Raw genomic sequence first — 16,812 nt, 5'->3', positions numbered from 1 at the left:
TTGCGGGGCTTTTTGTATTACTTCACCCAACCATCATGTCTCTGAACAATGTGACCCCCGGCTCCAAGACGCCTGAAGTCTTCAACGTCGTCATCGAAATCTCGGCCAACTCGGCTCCCGTGAAGTACGAAGTGGACAAGGAGTCCGGCTGCCTGTTCGTGGATCGTTTCCTGGGCACTGCCATGCACTACCCCGTGAACTACGGCTACGTGCCCAAGACCCTGTCTGGCGACGGTGACCCCGTGGACGTGCTGGTGATGACTCCCTTCCCCCTGCCCAGCGGCGTGGTGGTGCCCTGCCGTGCCATCGGCATTCTGGAGATGGAAGACGAGTCCGGCGTCGACGGCAAGGTGCTGGCAGTGCCCACACAGAAGCTGCTGCCTTCCTACGACAAGATCAACCACCTCAGCGACATCCATGAGCTGACCCTGCAGCAGATCGCCCACTTCTTCGAGCACTACAAGGATCTGGAAAAGGGCAAGTGGGTCAAGGTTCTGGGTTGGAAGGGTGTGGACGCAGCACACAAGGAAATCGTGGACGGTATCGCCAACTACAAGGGCTGATCCAAACTAGTAAAGGGTCTCTAACCTTTACTTGCAGAGAAGCCCAGCAATCTGCATATATACAATTTGAAACGCACCCGGCGGACCTCGCTTGGTGCGTTTTTTTATGGCCTGCATCGATAAATACGAGGGGGAGCGCATGAGTTGGAAGATTTCGGACTGGCGCGTGGGGACCAAGTTGGGCATCAGCTTTACGGCGCTGGTGTTGTTGTCTGCATTGCTCGGGCTGGTGGCCTGGTTGCAGCTGTCCAGCATTCATGCAGCGGGCCGCGAGGTATCCGAGGTGGCGCTGCCCAGCGTCTACAACGCAGCCTCCATGCGTTCCGAGTACAACCGGCTGCGCCGCCATGAGGCAGGTATCGCCACCGCTCGCACCCTGGTCGAGATTGAAGGCTATGAGCAGCAGATCCAGCAGCGCCTGAAAACCATTGCCGAGCAGGAGAAAGTGGTCAACGACCTGATTGCGAGTCAGCCGCTGCGCGAGGCCTACGAGGGCTATCAGGCCAACAAGGCGAATTTCCTGAAGTTGCACGAGCAGTTGCTGGCACGGGCACGTGATGGCGACTACAACACCGTGGACAGCCAGGCAGGCATGGCCGACGAGCTGGGACTGTTCTTTGCCGGGCTGTCCGAACAGGCCTTCAGCCAGCTGGCGGAAAGCACGGGCAAGCTGATGACGCAGCAGCTCGAGAACGCGGCCAAGGCCCAGCAGGCCGAAAAGTCCAGTTTCGAGCTGGCCCGCTACTGGCTGCTAGGCACGCTGGCGCTGGTGGTGCTGTTTGCCGCCGTGGTCGGCATTGCGATGACACGTGCCATCACGGCCCCCGTGGCCACGGCAGTTGAGCTGGCGCAGGCCGTGGCTGCCGGCAGACTGGGCATGGTGGTGAAGAATCAGCGCCGCGATGAAATGGGCTTGCTGCTCAATGCGCTGGAAGACATGCGTCGGCAGCTGTCCGCCGTGGTCCAGGATGTGCGCGGCAATGCCCATGGCGTTGCCCTGGCGTCCAACGAAATCGCTCAGGGCAATGCGGATCTCTCGGCGCGCACCGAAAGCCAGGCCAGCGCCCTGGAGGAAACGGCGGCATCCATGGAGCAGCTGGGCTCGACCGTGCGTCAGAACGCCGACAACGCCCAGACCGCCAATCAAATGGCCAAGAATGCCTCCGATGTCGCGGGTCGCGGCGGGGATGTGGTTGCCCAGGTGGTGGACACCATGAAGGGCATCAACGACAGCAGCCGCCAGATCGCCGACATCATCGGCGTGATCGACTCGATTGCCTTCCAGACCAATATCCTGGCCCTGAATGCGGCCGTGGAAGCCGCGCGTGCCGGCGAGCAAGGCCGTGGCTTTGCCGTGGTGGCGGGAGAGGTGCGCACACTGGCCCAGCGCAGCGCCGAGGCGGCCAAGGAAATCAAGCAGCTCATCCATGCCAGCGTGGAGCGCGTGGAGCAAGGCTCGCAGCTGGTGGACAAGGCCGGGGACACCATGGCTGAAATCGTGACGGCCATAGGCCGTGTGACGGACATCATGGGCGAGATCAGCGCGGCCAGCCGTGAGCAGAGCCAGGGCGTGGCCCAGGTGGGCGAAGCCGTCACCCAGATGGATCAGACCACACAGCAGAATGCGGCCCTGGTGGAGCAGAGCGCGGCAGCTGCCGACTCTTTGCAGCGCCAGGCCAAGGCTCTGGTCGATTCGGTGGCGATTTTTCAGTTGGGGAATCAGGCCCAGAGCTTTGCCACTTCGGCGCTGAAAAATCGGGTCGAGCCGGTTGCAAAGGCCGGCATGAGCGCTGGCCCGAGGGCTGCTGCGTTAGCCGATCAAGGCCCGGGCAAGGCTGTGCCGGCGTCAGTCAAAACGGCTCAGCCCGCTTTGACCAATGACCAGGATTGGGAGCAGTTCTGAGGTATTGCCGGTTTCAACGACTTCTGTCTCAAAACCCCGATAGCGAACGCTGTCGGGTTTTTTTTACAAGCTTTCTTCAAACTGTCTTGATATTGATCAAGAAGAGGGGTGGCTTGATGCTTTTTCAAGGTTATGTAGGTTGCGATGGCATCGAGAATCTCTGTTGTCACTTGTTAGTAACTTTAAGTAACTTTAGTGCGGCGTAAGTGACTGCCTACATGGCTGTAGGCTCTTGAAGATAGGCAAGGACTATGAAACTGGAAACAATTGAAAACATATAAGCCGGTATCAAGGATCATTCCATCTCTGGCATGCCATTCAGAGAGATATTCCCGATCGAGCAGAAAAAATTGAATCCTTGCGCTCCGTGGGCATGGATTCAAAAGAAGTATTTATAAAAACTAATTGGTAATAGAGGGAGGTGCAATCAATGAAAAGCATCAAAATCTCCACGCGGATTCTCGGCACGTTCGGGGTTCTGGTCTTGCTGCTGGTCGTGGTGGTTGCCATGGCACTGCTGCAGCTGCGCTCCATGCGCTCCAGCGCCGAAACCATCACCGGCAACGCGTTGCCCAGCGTGGAAGTGATCAATACCCTCAATACCGACCTGGCGCGCACCCGCTTGCTCGAGTTGCGGCATGTCAACAATGACGAGCCTGGCTATATGGCTCGGGTGGAAGCTCAATTCGAGCAATTGCAGAAACACCTGGCGGAGGCAAAAAAGCTCTATGAGCCCCTGATTGTCACTGCCGAGGAGCGCGAGCTCTACACGCAGTTCCTGCGCGAACGGGAGCGTTATGTCGAGTTGAACAAGCAACTGTTCGAAATTTCGCGTCGAGGCGATAAAGAGCAGGCCAAGCAATTGCTGGGAGGCGAATCTCTCAAGCTCTATGACCAGTCTTCGGCGACTCTGCAAAAGCTGATCAAGTTCAACGGCGATGTGGCAAGGGGCGAGACGCTGGCTTCGGAGAAGGTCTACGACCGGGCTGTGAGCATGCTTGCCTTGGCTGCCCTGGTTGCGGTGCTGGTGGCTGCAGGGGCAGGCATCTGGCTGGTGCGCTCCATCCGTGCGCCGCTGGAGCAGGCGATGCAGGCCGCGGACCGCGTGGCCAATGGGGATCTGAGCGGCGTCATCCGCGTGGAGCGACAGGACGAAACAGGCCGCTTGCTCGGCGCTCTGGAGCGCATGCAAAACAGTCTGGTGCAGACCGTGCGCACGGTGCGCCAGAACGCGGAAGGCGTGGCCTCGGCCAGTTCGCAGATTGCCTCGGGCAACGCCGATCTCTCCGGGCGCACCGAGGAGCAGGCCAGTGCGCTGGAGGAAACCGCTGCCTCCATGGAGCAGCTGGGCTCCACCGTGCGCCAGAACGCCGACAACGCCCGTGCCGCCAATCAAATGGCGATGAATGCTTCCCAGGTGGCAGCGCAGGGCGGTGCCGTGGTGGCCGAAGTGGTGGAAACCATGAAGGGCATCAACAACAGCAGCCAGCAGATTGCCGACATCATCACGGTCATCGACTCCATCGCCTTCCAGACCAATATCCTGGCGCTGAATGCGGCTGTGGAAGCAGCGCGCGCCGGTGAGCAGGGCCGTGGTTTTGCCGTGGTGGCGGGCGAGGTGCGTACCCTGGCCCAGCGCAGTGCCGAGGCCGCCAAGGAAATCAAGGCCTTGATCAGCACCAGCGTGCAGCGGGTGGAGCAGGGCACGCAGCTGGTGGACAAGGCCGGTGCCACCATGGCCGACATCGTGTCGGCGATCAGCAGGGTGACGGATCTGATGGCCGAGATCAGTGCCGCCAGCCAGGAGCAGAGCCAGGGTGTGGCCCAGGTTGGCGAGGCGGTGACGCAGATGGATCAGACGACGCAGCAAAACGCGGCGCTGGTGGAGGAAAGTGCTGCCGCCGCCGGCGCGCTGCGCAAGCAGGCGCAGGATCTGGTTCAGGCCGTGGCGGTCTTCCAGCTGCCTGCCAGTGCGCTTTATGACCAGGCACCCAAGGCTGCAGCCCGCGCAACGGCACCGGCCGTGGTCGCCGCTGCCGCCCCGGCGCGTCAGGCACCTGTGCGTCGTGTGGCCACCCGTCCTGCCCCCATGCCGGCAGCCCCGCGCTCTTTGATGGGGGGCGCTGTTGCGGGTGAATCTGCACCTGCCCGCAATGCGCCCAAGTCCTCGCTGAACGAGGATGACTGGGAAACCTTCTGAATGTCTCCCGGAGTCTGAGCTTCAAGGCCGCTGCAAAGTGGCCTTTTTTGTCTCTGCCTTCAGGTCTTGCGCAGCGGGCTATGGGATTGCAGCTCCTGCACATACTGGGCCATGCCTTCGCCTTCGCGCTGCAAAAAGCGCTCGATGGCATCGGCAAAAGCCGGGTGGGCCACCCAGTGGGCACTCGGCGTTTCCACGGGCAGCAGCGCGCGGGCCATCTTGTGCTCGCCCTGGGCGCCGCCCTCGAAGCGGGCAAAGCCGTTGGCGATGCACCATTCGATGGGCTGGTAGTAACAGGCTTCGAAATGCAAGCTGTCGATCCGCTCCAGAGCGCCCCAGTAGCGGCCATAGGCGACATTGTTATTGATAGCTGCTTGCGCTTGTCTACCATCAAAAACCAATGGTTTTAATGCTGAATTCATTGGTTGATGGGCGGTAATAGCTATCAAACTTGATGCTACAGGTTGTCCGTTGCGCTCGGCAATGAACATCACCCAGTTCTCGGGCATGGCAGAGGCTATGGCGGCAAAGAACTCCGGTGTCAGATATGGCGGGTTGCCATGCTCCAGGTAGGTGCGCTCGTAGCAACGGTAGAAGAAGGACCAGTCCTGCGCACCAATGTCGCGGCCCTGCAGGGCCTTGAAGCTTACGCCGGCCTCGACAACCTTGCGCCGCTCCTGGCGGATCTTCTTGCGCTTTTCCTGGTTCAGCGAGCCCAGAAAATCGTCGAAGTCCTTCCAGCAGGGCGGTGTCGTTGCGGTGTCGGCGCAGGCCTGCATGCTGGCGGGTTCTGCCTTGGCGGGCACGGTGGTGCGCGCAGCGGGGAGCGCGGGCGGCGTGTTCGTCCAGTGAAACTGCACCGTGCTGCGCTGCATCCAGCCGGCCGCAGCGCAGGCGGCAAGATCGTCGGCATCACCGAAAAGCAAGTGAAGTGATGACAGCTGCTGCTCGGCTGCCCAGGCCTGGACGGCATGCACCAGCGCCACGCGCAGCGCCTGGCTGCGTGCCAGCAGACGCGAGCCGGGCACGGGCGTGAAGGGGACGGCCAGCAAGCCCTTGGGGTAGTAAGGCAGGCCATGCTGCTGATAGGCGCGCGCCCAGGCCCAGTCGAACACATATTCGCCGTAAGAGTGGGTCTTGATGTAGAGGGGGCAGGCAGCCAGCAGCTCATCGCCGTCCCAGATGGTGATGACCCGGGCGATCCAGCCGGTGTCGGGCGTGGCGCTGCCGCTTTGCTCCATGGCCGCCAGGTATTCGTGGCGCATGAAGGGCGTGGGCGTGGATTGAGAGGCCAGCAGCACATTCCAGGTTTGTGCGTCCAGCTGCTGCACGCTGGCAAGCACGCGAGTGATAATCTTGTTTTCGGCCATGCCCTGATTGTCGCGGGGGCTGGTGGCCTCACCGCCTAGCTTGCTTTTCATGACGCTTTCCATTTGCTGTGCCCAACGCAATTTTGTTGTGGGAGACCTCTCTGGCAATGTCCAGAAAATCATCGCCGCTGCTGCTGAAGCTTATGCCAACGGTGCCCGCCTGCTGCTCACGCCCGAGCTTGCCCTGTGCGGCTACGCGGCTGAGGATCTGTATCTGCGTCCGGCATTCTTGGAGGCCTGCGACGCGGCCCTGCAGCAATTGCAGCAAGCCAGTGTCCAATGGCCGGGGCTGGCGCTGGTCATCGGTCACCCGCAGCGCGATGCGCAAGGTGAGAAACTGTTCAATGCTGCCAGCGTGCTGCGCGATGGTCAGCAGATTGCGCGCTATTTCAAACAGCTGCTGCCCAATTTTGGCGTGTTCGACGAACAGCGCTACTTTGCGGCCGGCGAAGAGAGCTGTGTCTTCGAGCTCGACGGCATCCAGATCGGGTTGCTGATTTGCGAAGACGCCTGGCATGCCGGCCCGGCTCGTATCGCCGTGGCCGCAGGCGCCCAGTTGCTGGTCGTCATCAATGCCTCGCCATTTCATAGTGGCAAACCCCTGGAGCGCGAGGCGGTGATAGCGCAGCGCGCCGTTGAAAACGCGGTCCCACTGGTCTATGCCCATCTGGTGGGCGGCCAGGACGAAGTCGTGTTCGACGGCTGCTCGTTTGCGGTGGACGCCAGAGGTCAGGTGGCGGCTCGCGCGGCAGCTTTCGATGAAGAGCTGCCCGTGGTGGCCGCGCAACTGGTGGATGGATGCGTGACGCTGATGGGCCAAGTCAAGCCCCAGCTGAGCCACCACCATGCGCTTTGGTCTGCGCTGGTGCTGTCCGTGCGCGACTATGTCGGCAAGAACCGTTTTCCGGGGGCACTCATCGGCCTGTCGGGCGGCATGGACTCGGCCCTGGTACTGGCTATCGCCGTGGACGCGCTGGGGGCGGACAAGGTGCGCACGGTCATGATGCCTTCGCCCTATACGGCCGATATCAGCTGGCTGGATGCGCGCGAGATGTCCGAGCGCGTGGGCGTGCAGCACGAAGAAATCGATATCGCGCCGCAGTTCGAGGCCTTCAAGGCTGCGCTGGCAGGCACTTTTGCCGGGCGCGCCGAAGACACGACCGAGGAAAACCTGCAAGCCCGTATTCGCGGTACCTTGCTGATGGCCATGAGCAACAAGTTTGGCTCCATCGTGCTGACCACAGGCAACAAGAGCGAGATGTCCACCGGCTATTGCACGCTGTACGGCGACATGGCCGGAGGCTTTGCCGTCATCAAGGATGTGTTCAAGACAGAGGTTTTTGCGCTGGCACGCTGGCGCAATGCCAACGACCCCTTCGGCACCGGGCTCGATCCCATTCCCGAGCGCATCATCACGCGTCCGCCCAGCGCCGAGTTGCGCCCCGATCAGAAGGATCAGGACAGTCTGCCGGACTACGAGGTGCTGGATGCCATCGTGTCCCGTTACATGGAAAACAACGAGAGCATAAGCTCCATCGTCGCCGAGGGTTTTGCGCCGGCGGATGTGGAGCGAGTCACGCGTCTGATACAAATCAACGAGTACAAGCGTCGCCAGGCGCCGGTCGGTCCACGCCTGACGATGCGCAGCTTTGGCAAGGACTGGCGCTACCCCATCACCAACAAATTTCGCGCCTGAGGCTCTGCCTCCGGTGTTTTGCCGATTTCAATCAATTGAGGAACCAGCCCCATGAAAATGATTACCGCCGTCATCAAGCCCTTCAAGCTCGAGGAAGTGCGCGAGGCCCTGGCCGAGTGTGGGGTGAATGGTCTGACCGTGACCGAAGTCAAGGGTTTTGGTCGCCAGAAGGGCCATACCGAGCTCTATCGTGGCGCTGAGTATGTGGTCGATTTCCTGCCCAAGGTGAAGATCGAAGTCGTGGTGCGAGATGAGGACGTGGACCGCTGCGTGGATGCAGTCGTCAATGTCGCGCGCACCGGCAAGATTGGTGACGGCAAGATCTTCATCACCCCCGTGGAGCGGGTGGTGCGCATCCGCACGGGCGAGCTGGACGACACTGCTGTCTGAGCCGCCATGTCGCGCCCCTGTCATGCGCCCCAGTCAAAAAGCCAGACCTTGAGTCTGGCTTTTTTCATGGCCCGGAGCCGGGCGTGCGCATTGCCTGCAGGCCGGCGGATGCCGCCCTGCAGGGTTTTCAGGGCTCAGATCACCGAGCGCAGAGGCGGGGTATCCAGTTGGCTGCCGGCATTCTGGACGAGATTTTGCAGCAGGGCCGAGGTGTCGCTGCTGCTTTCGATCAGGCCCATCTGCCACTCGCCCATGAAGCCGTTGCCCACACAGGACTGAAGAAACTGCAGCATGGCGTCGTAATAGCCATCCACATTGAGAATGCCGACGGGCTTGTCGTGGTAGCCCAGCTGGCGCCAGGTCCAGACTTCGAACAGCTCTTCAAACGTGCCGATGCCGCCGGGCAGGGCCACGAAGGCATCGCTGCGCTCGGCCATCATGGCCTTGCGTTCGTGCATGTTCTTGACGATGTGCAGTTCGTCGCAGGCCTGGTTGGCCAGTTCCTTGTCGACCAGTGCCTGAGGGATGATGCCGACGACGCGGCCGCCAGCTTGTTGCGTGGCTTCTGCCACCACGCCCATCAGGCCGCTGCGTCCGCCGCCATAGACCAGCTGACCGCCGCGCGAGCCTATCCATTGGCCCACGGCCTTGGCGACTTCGGTGAATTGAGGGTTGGTGCCGGGGCGTGAGCCGCAGTACACGCAAATGGAAAAAGCGGGTTGAGTCATACGATGAAACGGTGATAAAGAGCGGCAGCCCAGACGGCTGCGCACAGGCACAGGGCCAGAAATACGGCGGCGCTGCCCATGTCCTTGGCTTTCTTGGACAGCTCGTGCCATTCGGGGCCGATACGGTCTATGGCTGCCTCTATGCCGGTATTGAGCAATTCCACAATGAGCACCAGGATGACGCTGCCGGCCAGCAGCGCTGTCTGCTCCCAGCTCTGGCCCAGCCAGAGCGCCAGAGGAATCATGACAGCAGCACAGATGGCTTCTTGCTGAAATGCCTTTTCATGCCAGCCGGCCTTGAGGCCAGCCAGCGAGTAGCCGCCGGCATGCAGCACCCGGGACAGTCCGGTACGGCTTTTTTGCGGGTTGACGGGGTCGGGTGAGGAGGTGCTCATGGAGAGGTCGGGTCAGCGGATGCGTTTGGGAGTGGGGGCCTGATGCACCAGCTGGGTGCCGGCCCAGGCATCGTGCCAGAACTGCTTTCGGGGGTGAAAGCGGCTCAGCAAGGCCCAGATCAGAATCCAGCCCATGAGCAGCACCAGCACTTCCAGTGGCGGCAGGCCCAGCGGGTAGAGCAGGGCCAGCGGCGGCAGCCACCACATCCAGCTGGCTGCGTAGCGCAGCAGGGCGCGGGTTTGCGTCAGGGGGCGGCCTTGGGTATCGACCACGCGGATATGCCAGGTCTTCATGGCCAGCGTCTGCCCCTTGCTCCAGAACCAGACAAAGTAAATCCCCAGCACCACCAGCATGAAGGCCTGCAGCAGATGACGGTTGTCGAGTGCATTGCGCGTCTGCGACAGCGTGCCGAACAGATAGCCGGCGATGAACACCACGCCAAACAAAAGCATGCCTTCATAAAGCCAGCAGGCCATGCGGCGGCGCAGGCTTGGAGCTATGAAATCAGGAGTGGATAAAGGTGCTGCACTGCCTTCGCGGATCGGGGTGTCTTGCTGCATGAGGGCATTGTAGGGCTCGGGTCAGCGGGCTTGGCGCTCGGTTGCCGCGCCGATACTGTCATTGGTGGGCGTCTTGACTTGGCGCATCCAGCGGAGGCAGGGTGATCGGTGTGGCGCGAGGAATGTCTACGGGAGCCGTCTCCACAATCACCGAGGGCGTACGGATGGGGTGCGTCTCCACCATGGCTGGTGTTGCGGGCACGGGCGGTGGTGGGTGATGAATGGTTGCGGGCGGAATCTTGGGCAGATTGGGCACCGTATTGGGTGAGGCCGTGGCAGCAGGAATGCGCGCCAGCTTCTTGGAAGGCACGGGCTTGATGGCGGGTGCGGCGCTTACCACCTTGGGGGTGGCGCGGGCGGCCAACAGTCGCTTTTCCTCATCGCTCAGAGCCTGGTAGGCCTCCCACTGGGCCTGTTTGTCGGTCGCGAGCTTGTTGGTAATGGCGAAGTTCAGCCGGGCCTGGTTGCGCTGGGCGGCACTCAGGCCGGACCAGGCTTCCATGCGGTCATGAAGCTTTTGCTGTTCGCGCTCGCTGAGTTTGTCAAAGCCATCCGCCAGGGCAATCCAGCGGCGCTTCTGTACCGAGCCGATCATGGCCCAGCGCTCTTGCAGCGGCTGCAGAATCTCGCGCTGGTGGCTGCTGAGCTCGCCCCAGCGTGGGCCCGAAGCCTGTGCCGTGGCTCTTTGGCGCGTGGACGGGTCTGCATGCATGGATCTGGATGCAGCGACCGTGGCGGGGGGCACGGAGCTCGGTGCCAGCCTGACTTGCTGTACGACATTCCATCCTGTCCAGCCCAAGGCCACCAACAACAGCGCCGCCATGATGGCGGCGGTGTTGTCGGGTTTCAGGAGGGAGCGCTTCTCAGTGGGCATCAAGACAGAGGTGGCAGGCTGTTTAGTGTTCTGATGGAGTGGCTGCCGAGGTCTTGAGGTACTGGATGAAACCAGGGTCAGAGTAGGCAGCAGGGGGCAGATCATCGGTCAGCAAGGCGGTATCGACCTCGGTGACTTCGCTCAGCATACTTTGTTCGGTGTCGGAGTTGTAGATTACCAGGCCCGCAATGAGTGCAAAAACGGGGATGGCCGAGACCAGGGTGCGCCACCAGCCGTTACCCTCGTCGGGGTTGCCCAGTGTCAGGGTGCTGCCCTGGGCAGAGGTTGCGGTGCTGGCCTGAACGCGCAGCACAGACGCTTCGCGGCGGCGTATGGACACGGCTTGCTCGCGGGAGGCGCGCAGGCGTTCGGTGACTTCATACGGGAGCAAGGCTTCACCCTCACTCAGTCGGGCAGTGATTTGACGGGCAATACGGTCGACGGCCTGTTCTTGCCGGAGGGTGGGCACGGATTTCATAACTCGATTCCTTTGGCCTTGAGTGCCTTGCTCAATGTTTGGATGGCGCGGAAGCAATGGGTTTTGACGCTACCTTCTGAGCAACCCATGGCGGCAGCGGTCTCCGCGACATCCATCTCTTCCCAGTAACGCATGAGAAAGGCCTCGCGTTGACGTGCAGGCAGCTCCTGTATCTCTTTTTCTATGCTTTGCAGTGTCTGCTTGCGTTCGGTCAGGCTCTCGGCGTTGCTGGAGGCTGCTTCGTTGCTATTGGTGGCATAGGTTTCCAGCCAGTCGAAGTCGCTGTCCCCGTCTACGGAAGACTCCAGGTCGCTGAAGTGGGTGAAAACGGCTTTCTGGGTCTTTTGGCGGCGAAACCAGTCCAGGGTGCTGTTCGACAGAATGCGCTGGAACAGCATCGGCAGCTCGTTGACGGGCTTGTCCCCATAGTGCTGGGCCAGCTTGAGCATGCTGTCCTGCACGATATCCAGGGCGGCCTCCTCGTCACGGACATGGAAAACGCTGCGTTTGAAGGCGCGCTTTTCGACGTCTTTGAGGAATGCAGACAGTTCTTGTTCTGTGGCCAAGAGAGAGTAACCCTGGAGAAAGCGGGAGTTAGGTAGTGGCGAAAGCGGCCGATTATCGCATCCGATGATGTTTTTTTGTGTACTGCATTTGAAGGTCTTGTTGCAGTGCGATAATGATCTTCAACTTAAAGAAGCAAACGGATCACGGTCCGGCGTACACACAAACGTCCATGGCATGTGGTCTTAAGTCCTAAACCGGCCTCACAAGGGCTTCAGGCTAAGGGCACCGAAGGTTTTTCGTTAGAGAAATTCACAAAGGTTGATCATGGAAATCTCCAAAGCCGAGCTGGCCTCTGCAGCTGCTGCATCGTCCCCCAAGGGCGCCCAGGAATTGATGGGCTCCGAAATCCTCATCAAGTCTCTTCAGGCTGAAGGTGTCAAGCACCTGTGGGGTTACCCTGGCGGGGCAGTTCTCTATATCTACGACGCGCTCTACAAGCAGGACAGCATTCAGCATGTGCTGGTGCGCCACGAGCAGGCGGCCGTGCATGCTGCCGACGGTTTTGCGCGTGCCACCGGCGAGGTGGGCGTGGCGCTGGTGACTTCCGGCCCCGGTCTGACCAACGCGGTGACGGGCATTGCCACCGCCTATACCGACTCCATCCCCATGGTGGTGATTGCGGGTCAGACATCGACCAATTACATCGGTACCGACGCATTTCAAGAGTGCGACACCGTGGGCATCACTCGTCCCATCGTCAAGCACAACTTCCTGGTCAAGGATGTGCGCGAGCTGGCCGAGACCATGAAAAAGGCTTTCCACATCGCCCGCACCGGCCGCCCCGGCCCTGTGGTGGTGGATATTCCCAAGGACGTGTCCTTCAAGAAGGCGCTGTACACAGGCTATCCTGAAAAAGTGGAAATGCGCTCGTACAACCCCGTCAAAAAGGGTCATGCGGGCCAGATTCGCAAGGCTCTGCAGCTGCTGTTGACGGCCAAGCGCCCCTATATCTATACCGGCGGCGGCGTGCTTCTGGGCAATGCCTGCAACGAGCTGCGCCAGCTGGTGGACATGCTGGGCTACCCGGTCACTCACACCCTGATGGGTCTGGGTGCCTACCCCGCCAGCGACAAGAAGTTCCTGGGCATGCTTGGCATGCACGGCACCATCGAAGCCAACAATGCCATGCAGAACTGCGATGTGCTGCTGGCTGTGGGTGCTCGCTTTGACGATCGCGTGATCGGCAATCCCAAGCATTTCATGTCGGTGGAGCGCAAGATCATCCATATCGACATCGATCCTTCCTCCATCTCCAAGCGCGTGAAGGTGGACGTGCCTATCGTGGGCGATGTCAAGGATGTGCTGAGCGAGCTGATCGCCATGCTGCGCGAGTCGGCCCAGCGTCCCGATGAGGCAGCTCTGGGTCAATGGTGGAACACCATCGAAGGCTGGCGCAGCCGCGACTGCCTGAGCTACGACAAGTCCAACACCGAAGTCATCAAGCCTCAGTATGTGGTCGACACGCTGTGGAACATGACCAAGGATGCGGACGCCTACATCACCTCCGATGTGGGTCAGCACCAGATGTGGGCGGCGCAGTATTACCGCTTTGATGAACCCCGTCGCTGGATCAACTCCGGCGGTCTGGGCACCATGGGTGTGGGTCTGCCTTACGCCATGGGTATCAAGCTGGCCAAGCCCGACTCCGAAGTCTTCTGCATCACGGGCGAAGGCTCGATCCAGATGAACATCCAGGAGCTGGCTACCTGCAAGCAGTACAACACCCCGGTGGTCATCTGCGCGCTGAACAACCGCTTCCTGGGCATGGTGCGTCAGTGGCAGGAAATTGAATACTCGGGTCGCTACTCGAGCAGCTACATGGATTCGCTGCCCGACTTCGTGAAGCTGGCGGAGGCCTTCGGTCACCGTGGCCTGCTGATCGAAAAGCCTGCCGATGTCGAAGCTGCGCTGCGCGAGGCACGTCGCATCGTGCGCGAGGAAAGCAAGACGGTCTTCCTGGACTTCCGCACCGATCCGACCGAGAACGTGTTCCCCATGGTGCAGGCCGGCCGTGGCATCACGGAAATGCTGCTGGGCGCTGACGACCTGTGATGCGTGGACAGCCGGTTCTTCAGTGAAATCGGTCTCAAACGCTTACATTTCAATCGCAAGCAGCTATATTTTAAATAGCATCTTTTGACGAATCTATTGTCCGCCGAGCCTGGCACTTACCGGTGTCAGGGGAGGGCGGCGAAAAGAGGAATCTCCCAATGAAACACATTATTGCCGTGCTGCTCGAGAACGAGCCTGGAGCACTGTCGCGCGTCGTGGGCCTGTTTTCTGCCCGTGGCTACAACATCGAATCCCTGACTGTCGCACCGACCGAGGACCCCTCGCTGTCGCGCATGACCATCCTCACCACGGGCTCGGACGATGTGATTGAGCAAATCACAAAACACCTGAACCGACTGATTGAAGTGGTTAAAGTGGTGGACCTGACCGAAGGTGCCTACACCGAGCGCGAGCTGATGATGGTCAAGGTGCGTGCCGTGGGCAAGGAGCGCGAGGAAATGAAGCGCATGGCGGACATCTTCCGCGGCCGCATCATCGACGTGACCGAGAAGAGCTACACCGTGGAGCTGACCGGCGACCAGTCCAAGAACGACGCCTTCCTGCAGGCCATTGATCGCACTGCCATCCTTGAGACCGTTCGCACGGGCGCCTCGGGTATTGGCCGCGGCGAACGCATTCTGCGTGTCTAATGGCTGTTTGCACCACTTTTGAATCTGAATAAACCTTTTCAACCCCCTCAAGATAAGAGACCTGGAGCCATCATGAAAGTTTTCTACGACAAGGACTGTGACCTGAGCCTGATCAAGGGCAAGACTGTTGCCATCATCGGCTACGGCAGCCAAGGCCACGCACATGCTCAAAACCTGAACGACAGCGGCGTGAAGGTTGTGGTCGGTCTGCGCAAGGGCGGCTCTTCCTGGGACAAGGTCGGCAAGGCCGGTCTGACCGTGATGGAAGTGAACGACGCGGTGAAGGCTGCCGACGTGGTCATGATCCTGCTGCCCGACGAGAACATCCCCGAGGTGTACAAGAACAACGTCGAGCCCAACATCAAGTCCGGCGCTACCCTGGCTTTTGCTCACGGCTTCAACGTGCACTACAACCAGGTCGTGCCCCGCGCCGATCTGGACGTGATCATGGTCGCCCCCAAGGGCCCCGGCCACACCGTGCGCTCCGAATACCTGAAGGGCGGCGGCGTGCCTTCCCTGATCGCCATCTACCAGGACCAGTCCGGCAAGGCCCGTGACGTGGCCCTGTCCTACGCTTCCGCCAACGGCGGCGGCAAGGGCGGCATCATCGAGACCAACTTCAAGGAAGAAACCGAGACCGACCTGTTCGGCGAGCAGGCCGTGCTGTGCGGCGGTGCCGTGGAACTGGTGAAGATGGGCTTCGAGACTCTGACCGAAGCTGGCTACGCTCCCGAAATGGCCTACTTCGAGTGCCTGCACGAGCTCAAGCTGATCGTTGACCTGATGTATGAAGGCGGCATCGCCAACATGAACTACTCCATCTCCAACAACGCGGAGTATGGCGAGTACGTGACCGGCCCCGAAGTCATCAACGAAGAATCCCGCAAGGCCATGCGCAACGCCTTGAAGCGCATCCAGAGCGGTGAATACGCCAAGATGTTCATCAGCGAAGGCCGTCTGAATTATCCTTCGATGACTGCCCGTCGTCGCCAGAACGCCGATCACGCCATCGAGCAAGTGGGCGGTCAGCTGCGCTCCATGATGCCCTGGATCTCCAAGAACAAGCTGGTCGACCAGACCCGCAACTGATGCAGGCAAGTCATTCGGCGCGAGCCGGATGACTGCGCTTGGGCAAGAGGCCACCTTCGAGGTGGCCTTTTTTCATTCCGGATGCGATCTGTGTGGCGGGTACACTGGTGGCAGGGACATGGCCGTGATGGCCATGCTTGAAATACTATCGTTTTAATAGCTGCATGCATTTGACATGCAAGCACTGGAGGTCTGTTTGATGCAAAACAGCAATGATTCTGCCGATCTGAGTGGAATGCCGCGCAAGCCGCGCAAAGGCATTTATGTGCTGCCCAATCTGTTCACGCTGGCAGCGCTGTTTGGCGGTTTCTACGCCATCGTCATGGCCATGAACAACAAGTTCGAACTGGCGGCCGTGGGCGTTTTCTGCGCCATGGTGCTCGACAGTCTTGACGGCCGCGTGGCGCGCATGACGCACACGCAAAGCGCGTTCGGCGAGCAGATGGATTCGCTCTCCGACATGGTGTCCTTTGGTGCCGCGCCTGCGCTGATTGCCTATGAATGGGCCTTGCGTCCCCTGGGGCGCTGGGGCTGGATTGCCGCCTTCGTCTATTGCGCCTGCGCGGCATTGCGCCTGGCGCGCTTCAACGTGAATACGGCCGTGGTGGACAAACGCTACTTCCAGGGCATGCCTTCGCCTGCGGCCGCGGCTCTGGTGGCGGGCTTTATCTGGCTGACCAGTGCCTTGATGGTTTCCCATCGCGATGTGCCCATCTTTGGCGATGTGATTTCCTGGTTCGGTGGCTATCCCACGGATCGGGCCGATCTGTCCTGGATCATGTTCGCCATCACGCTGTTCGCGGGCCTGACCATGGTCACCAATATTCCCTATTACAGCTTCAAGGACATCGGCGGCGCCAAGAGCATGCCGTTCGTCTCGCTGGTGGTGGTGGCGCTGCTGATGGCCGTGGTCAGTATCGAGCCTGCAACCATGCTGTTCCTGGTGTTTGTCGGTTACTCGGTCTCGGGCTATGTGATCTATGTTTGGCGTCGTGCCAAGGGCGAGCAGGTCAGCATCGTGGCGACCTCCAAGGACGAACCCGACGAGCGCGGCCTGCACGACGATTGAAACCTTCGTCGAAAAAATCCTGGCCCTGTCAACTTTTCTTGTGTTAAAGTGAGCCGCATGCAAAACCTGTCGCTAGCTCTACTACTAATGTCCAACGGGCAGAGAAAGTAGCGCGCGCGTACAAACACACCCTACTTGGCGGCCCGTAGCATCAGCGACGGGCCGTTTTTGCTTTTGGGCGTCGCTGGAGCTGGGTTCAATTTCCTCTAATTTCGACTAAAGAGACT

Annotated in this window: 16 protein-coding genes; 9 read left to right on the top strand and 7 right to left on the bottom strand. The window is 60.4% G+C overall.

All coding sequences use genetic code 11. The features are described from left to right. Positions 1-35 precede the first annotated feature (35 nt). The 3 genes from ppa to CTATCC11996_RS22390 all read left to right on the top strand — a co-directional run bounded on the left by ppa (position 36) and on the right by CTATCC11996_RS22390 (position 4,666). A complete protein-coding gene (gene ppa, locus CTATCC11996_RS22400) occupies positions 36-563 on the top strand; it encodes an inorganic diphosphatase (RefSeq protein WP_003080844.1) in 528 nt (175 codons plus the stop codon). 139 nt (positions 564-702) lie between these two features. Further along, positions 703-2,466: a methyl-accepting chemotaxis protein gene (locus tag CTATCC11996_RS22395; protein ID WP_034350075.1), complete on the top strand. Its 1,764-nt coding sequence runs from the start codon at positions 703-705 to the stop codon at positions 2,464-2,466. A gap of 430 nt (positions 2,467-2,896) precedes the next feature. After that, on the top strand, positions 2,897-4,666 hold the full coding sequence (locus CTATCC11996_RS22390; RefSeq protein WP_003080838.1) for a methyl-accepting chemotaxis protein: 1,770 nt from the start codon (positions 2,897-2,899) through the stop codon (positions 4,664-4,666). Between the two features lie 59 nt (positions 4,667-4,725). Here CTATCC11996_RS22390 and CTATCC11996_RS22385 read toward each other — a convergent pair whose 3' ends face one another. After that, on the bottom strand, positions 4,726-6,087 hold the full coding sequence (locus CTATCC11996_RS22385) for a GNAT family N-acetyltransferase (RefSeq protein WP_003080833.1): 1,362 nt from the start codon (positions 6,085-6,087) through the stop codon (positions 4,726-4,728). Between CTATCC11996_RS22385 and CTATCC11996_RS22380 the strand changes: the two genes are divergently transcribed. Both CTATCC11996_RS22380 and CTATCC11996_RS22375 read left to right on the top strand, forming a co-directional pair. Next, complete coding sequence (locus CTATCC11996_RS22380) at positions 6,086-7,732, top strand: NAD+ synthase (RefSeq protein WP_003080830.1); 1,647 nt, start codon at positions 6,086-6,088, stop codon at positions 7,730-7,732. The genes CTATCC11996_RS22385 and CTATCC11996_RS22380 overlap by 2 nt on opposite strands. Positions 7,733-7,783: 51 nt before the next feature. After that, positions 7,784-8,122 (top strand): P-II family nitrogen regulator, encoded by a 339-nt coding sequence (locus CTATCC11996_RS22375; RefSeq protein WP_003056652.1) that lies wholly within the window; start codon positions 7,784-7,786, stop codon positions 8,120-8,122. A gap of 134 nt (positions 8,123-8,256) precedes the next feature. Here the strand turns inward: CTATCC11996_RS22375 and CTATCC11996_RS22370 are convergent, their stop codons facing one another. The 6 genes from CTATCC11996_RS22370 to CTATCC11996_RS22345 are packed head-to-tail and all read right to left on the bottom strand — an operon-like array spanning position 8,257 to position 11,724. Further along, positions 8,257-8,850 carry an LOG family protein gene (locus CTATCC11996_RS22370; RefSeq protein ID WP_003080827.1) on the bottom strand — a complete coding sequence of 198 codons (594 nt, stop codon included), beginning with the start codon at positions 8,848-8,850 and terminating at the stop codon, positions 8,257-8,259. Further along, on the bottom strand, positions 8,847-9,245 hold the full coding sequence (locus CTATCC11996_RS22365; RefSeq protein WP_034350025.1) for a diacylglycerol kinase: 399 nt from the start codon (positions 9,243-9,245) through the stop codon (positions 8,847-8,849). Before CTATCC11996_RS22365 ends, CTATCC11996_RS22370 begins: the two co-directional genes overlap by 4 nt. Positions 9,246-9,257: 12 nt before the next feature. After that, entirely contained in the window at positions 9,258-9,806 is a 549-nt protein-coding gene (locus CTATCC11996_RS22360; RefSeq protein ID WP_080569928.1) for an RDD family protein, read from the bottom strand. A 58-nt stretch (positions 9,807-9,864) separates the two neighbouring features. After that, on the bottom strand, positions 9,865-10,680 hold the full coding sequence (locus CTATCC11996_RS22355) for a DUF3106 domain-containing protein (RefSeq protein ID WP_003080821.1): 816 nt from the start codon (positions 10,678-10,680) through the stop codon (positions 9,865-9,867). Positions 10,681-10,702: 22 nt separating this feature from the next. Then, positions 10,703-11,158 carry a DUF3619 family protein gene (locus tag CTATCC11996_RS22350; protein WP_003080811.1) on the bottom strand — a complete coding sequence of 152 codons (456 nt, stop codon included), beginning with the start codon at positions 11,156-11,158 and terminating at the stop codon, positions 10,703-10,705. Further along, positions 11,155-11,724 (bottom strand): RNA polymerase sigma factor, encoded by a 570-nt coding sequence (locus tag CTATCC11996_RS22345; protein ID WP_003080808.1) that lies wholly within the window; start codon positions 11,722-11,724, stop codon positions 11,155-11,157. The genes CTATCC11996_RS22350 and CTATCC11996_RS22345 overlap by 4 nt, the downstream gene beginning before the upstream one ends. Positions 11,725-11,989: 265 nt before the next feature. Here CTATCC11996_RS22345 and CTATCC11996_RS22340 point away from each other — a divergent pair, with 265 nt between their 5' ends. The 4 genes from CTATCC11996_RS22340 (at position 11,990) to pssA (ending at position 16,585) form a co-directional block, all read left to right on the top strand. Further along, positions 11,990-13,777, top strand: a complete 1,788-nt coding sequence (locus CTATCC11996_RS22340) for an acetolactate synthase 3 catalytic subunit (RefSeq protein ID WP_003080805.1) — start codon at positions 11,990-11,992, stop codon at positions 13,775-13,777. 158 nt (positions 13,778-13,935) lie between these two features. Beyond that, positions 13,936-14,427 (top strand): acetolactate synthase small subunit, encoded by a 492-nt coding sequence (gene ilvN, locus CTATCC11996_RS22335; RefSeq protein ID WP_003056638.1) that lies wholly within the window; start codon positions 13,936-13,938, stop codon positions 14,425-14,427. A gap of 72 nt (positions 14,428-14,499) precedes the next feature. Beyond that, a complete protein-coding gene (gene ilvC, locus CTATCC11996_RS22330) occupies positions 14,500-15,516 on the top strand; it encodes a ketol-acid reductoisomerase (protein WP_003080801.1) in 1,017 nt (338 codons plus the stop codon). 199 nt (positions 15,517-15,715) lie between these two features. Further along, positions 15,716-16,585, top strand: a complete 870-nt coding sequence (pssA, locus tag CTATCC11996_RS22325; protein WP_003056635.1) for a CDP-diacylglycerol--serine O-phosphatidyltransferase — start codon at positions 15,716-15,718, stop codon at positions 16,583-16,585. Positions 16,586-16,812: the final 227 nt, after the last annotated feature.

The sequence above is a fragment of the Comamonas testosteroni ATCC 11996 genome, assembly GCF_000241525.1.
Taxonomy (GTDB): domain Bacteria; phylum Pseudomonadota; class Gammaproteobacteria; order Burkholderiales; family Burkholderiaceae_C; genus Comamonas; species Comamonas testosteroni.
Note: the sequence above shows the minus strand (reverse complement) of the source record. Positions and strands in the feature narration are given on the sequence as shown.

What these genes read in the sequence shown, in the direction of transcription:
- ppa (WP_003080844.1), top strand. Translation starts at nt 36, where the DNA reads ATGTCTCTGAACAATGTGACCCCCGGCTCCAAGACGCCTGAAGTCTTC.
- CTATCC11996_RS22395 (WP_034350075.1), top strand. Translation starts at nt 703, where the DNA reads ATGAGTTGGAAGATTTCGGACTGGCGCGTGGGGACCAAGTTGGGCATC.
- CTATCC11996_RS22390 (WP_003080838.1), top strand. Translation starts at nt 2,897, where the DNA reads ATGAAAAGCATCAAAATCTCCACGCGGATTCTCGGCACGTTCGGGGTT.
- CTATCC11996_RS22380 (WP_003080830.1), top strand. Translation starts at nt 6,086, where the DNA reads ATGACGCTTTCCATTTGCTGTGCCCAACGCAATTTTGTTGTGGGAGAC.
- CTATCC11996_RS22385 (WP_003080833.1), bottom strand. Translation starts at nt 6,087, where the DNA reads ATGAAAAGCAAGCTAGGCGGTGAGGCCACCAGCCCCCGCGACAATCAG.
- CTATCC11996_RS22375 (WP_003056652.1), top strand. Translation starts at nt 7,784, where the DNA reads ATGAAAATGATTACCGCCGTCATCAAGCCCTTCAAGCTCGAGGAAGTG.
- CTATCC11996_RS22370 (WP_003080827.1), bottom strand. Translation starts at nt 8,850, where the DNA reads ATGACTCAACCCGCTTTTTCCATTTGCGTGTACTGCGGCTCACGCCCC.
- CTATCC11996_RS22365 (WP_034350025.1), bottom strand. Translation starts at nt 9,245, where the DNA reads ATGAGCACCTCCTCACCCGACCCCGTCAACCCGCAAAAAAGCCGTACC.
- CTATCC11996_RS22360 (WP_080569928.1), bottom strand. Translation starts at nt 9,806, where the DNA reads ATGCAGCAAGACACCCCGATCCGCGAAGGCAGTGCAGCACCTTTATCC.
- CTATCC11996_RS22355 (WP_003080821.1), bottom strand. Translation starts at nt 10,680, where the DNA reads ATGCCCACTGAGAAGCGCTCCCTCCTGAAACCCGACAACACCGCCGCC.
- CTATCC11996_RS22350 (WP_003080811.1), bottom strand. Translation starts at nt 11,158, where the DNA reads ATGAAATCCGTGCCCACCCTCCGGCAAGAACAGGCCGTCGACCGTATT.
- CTATCC11996_RS22340 (WP_003080805.1), top strand. Translation starts at nt 11,990, where the DNA reads ATGGAAATCTCCAAAGCCGAGCTGGCCTCTGCAGCTGCTGCATCGTCC.
- ilvN (WP_003056638.1), top strand. Translation starts at nt 13,936, where the DNA reads ATGAAACACATTATTGCCGTGCTGCTCGAGAACGAGCCTGGAGCACTG.
- ilvC (WP_003080801.1), top strand. Translation starts at nt 14,500, where the DNA reads ATGAAAGTTTTCTACGACAAGGACTGTGACCTGAGCCTGATCAAGGGC.
- pssA (WP_003056635.1), top strand. Translation starts at nt 15,716, where the DNA reads ATGCAAAACAGCAATGATTCTGCCGATCTGAGTGGAATGCCGCGCAAG.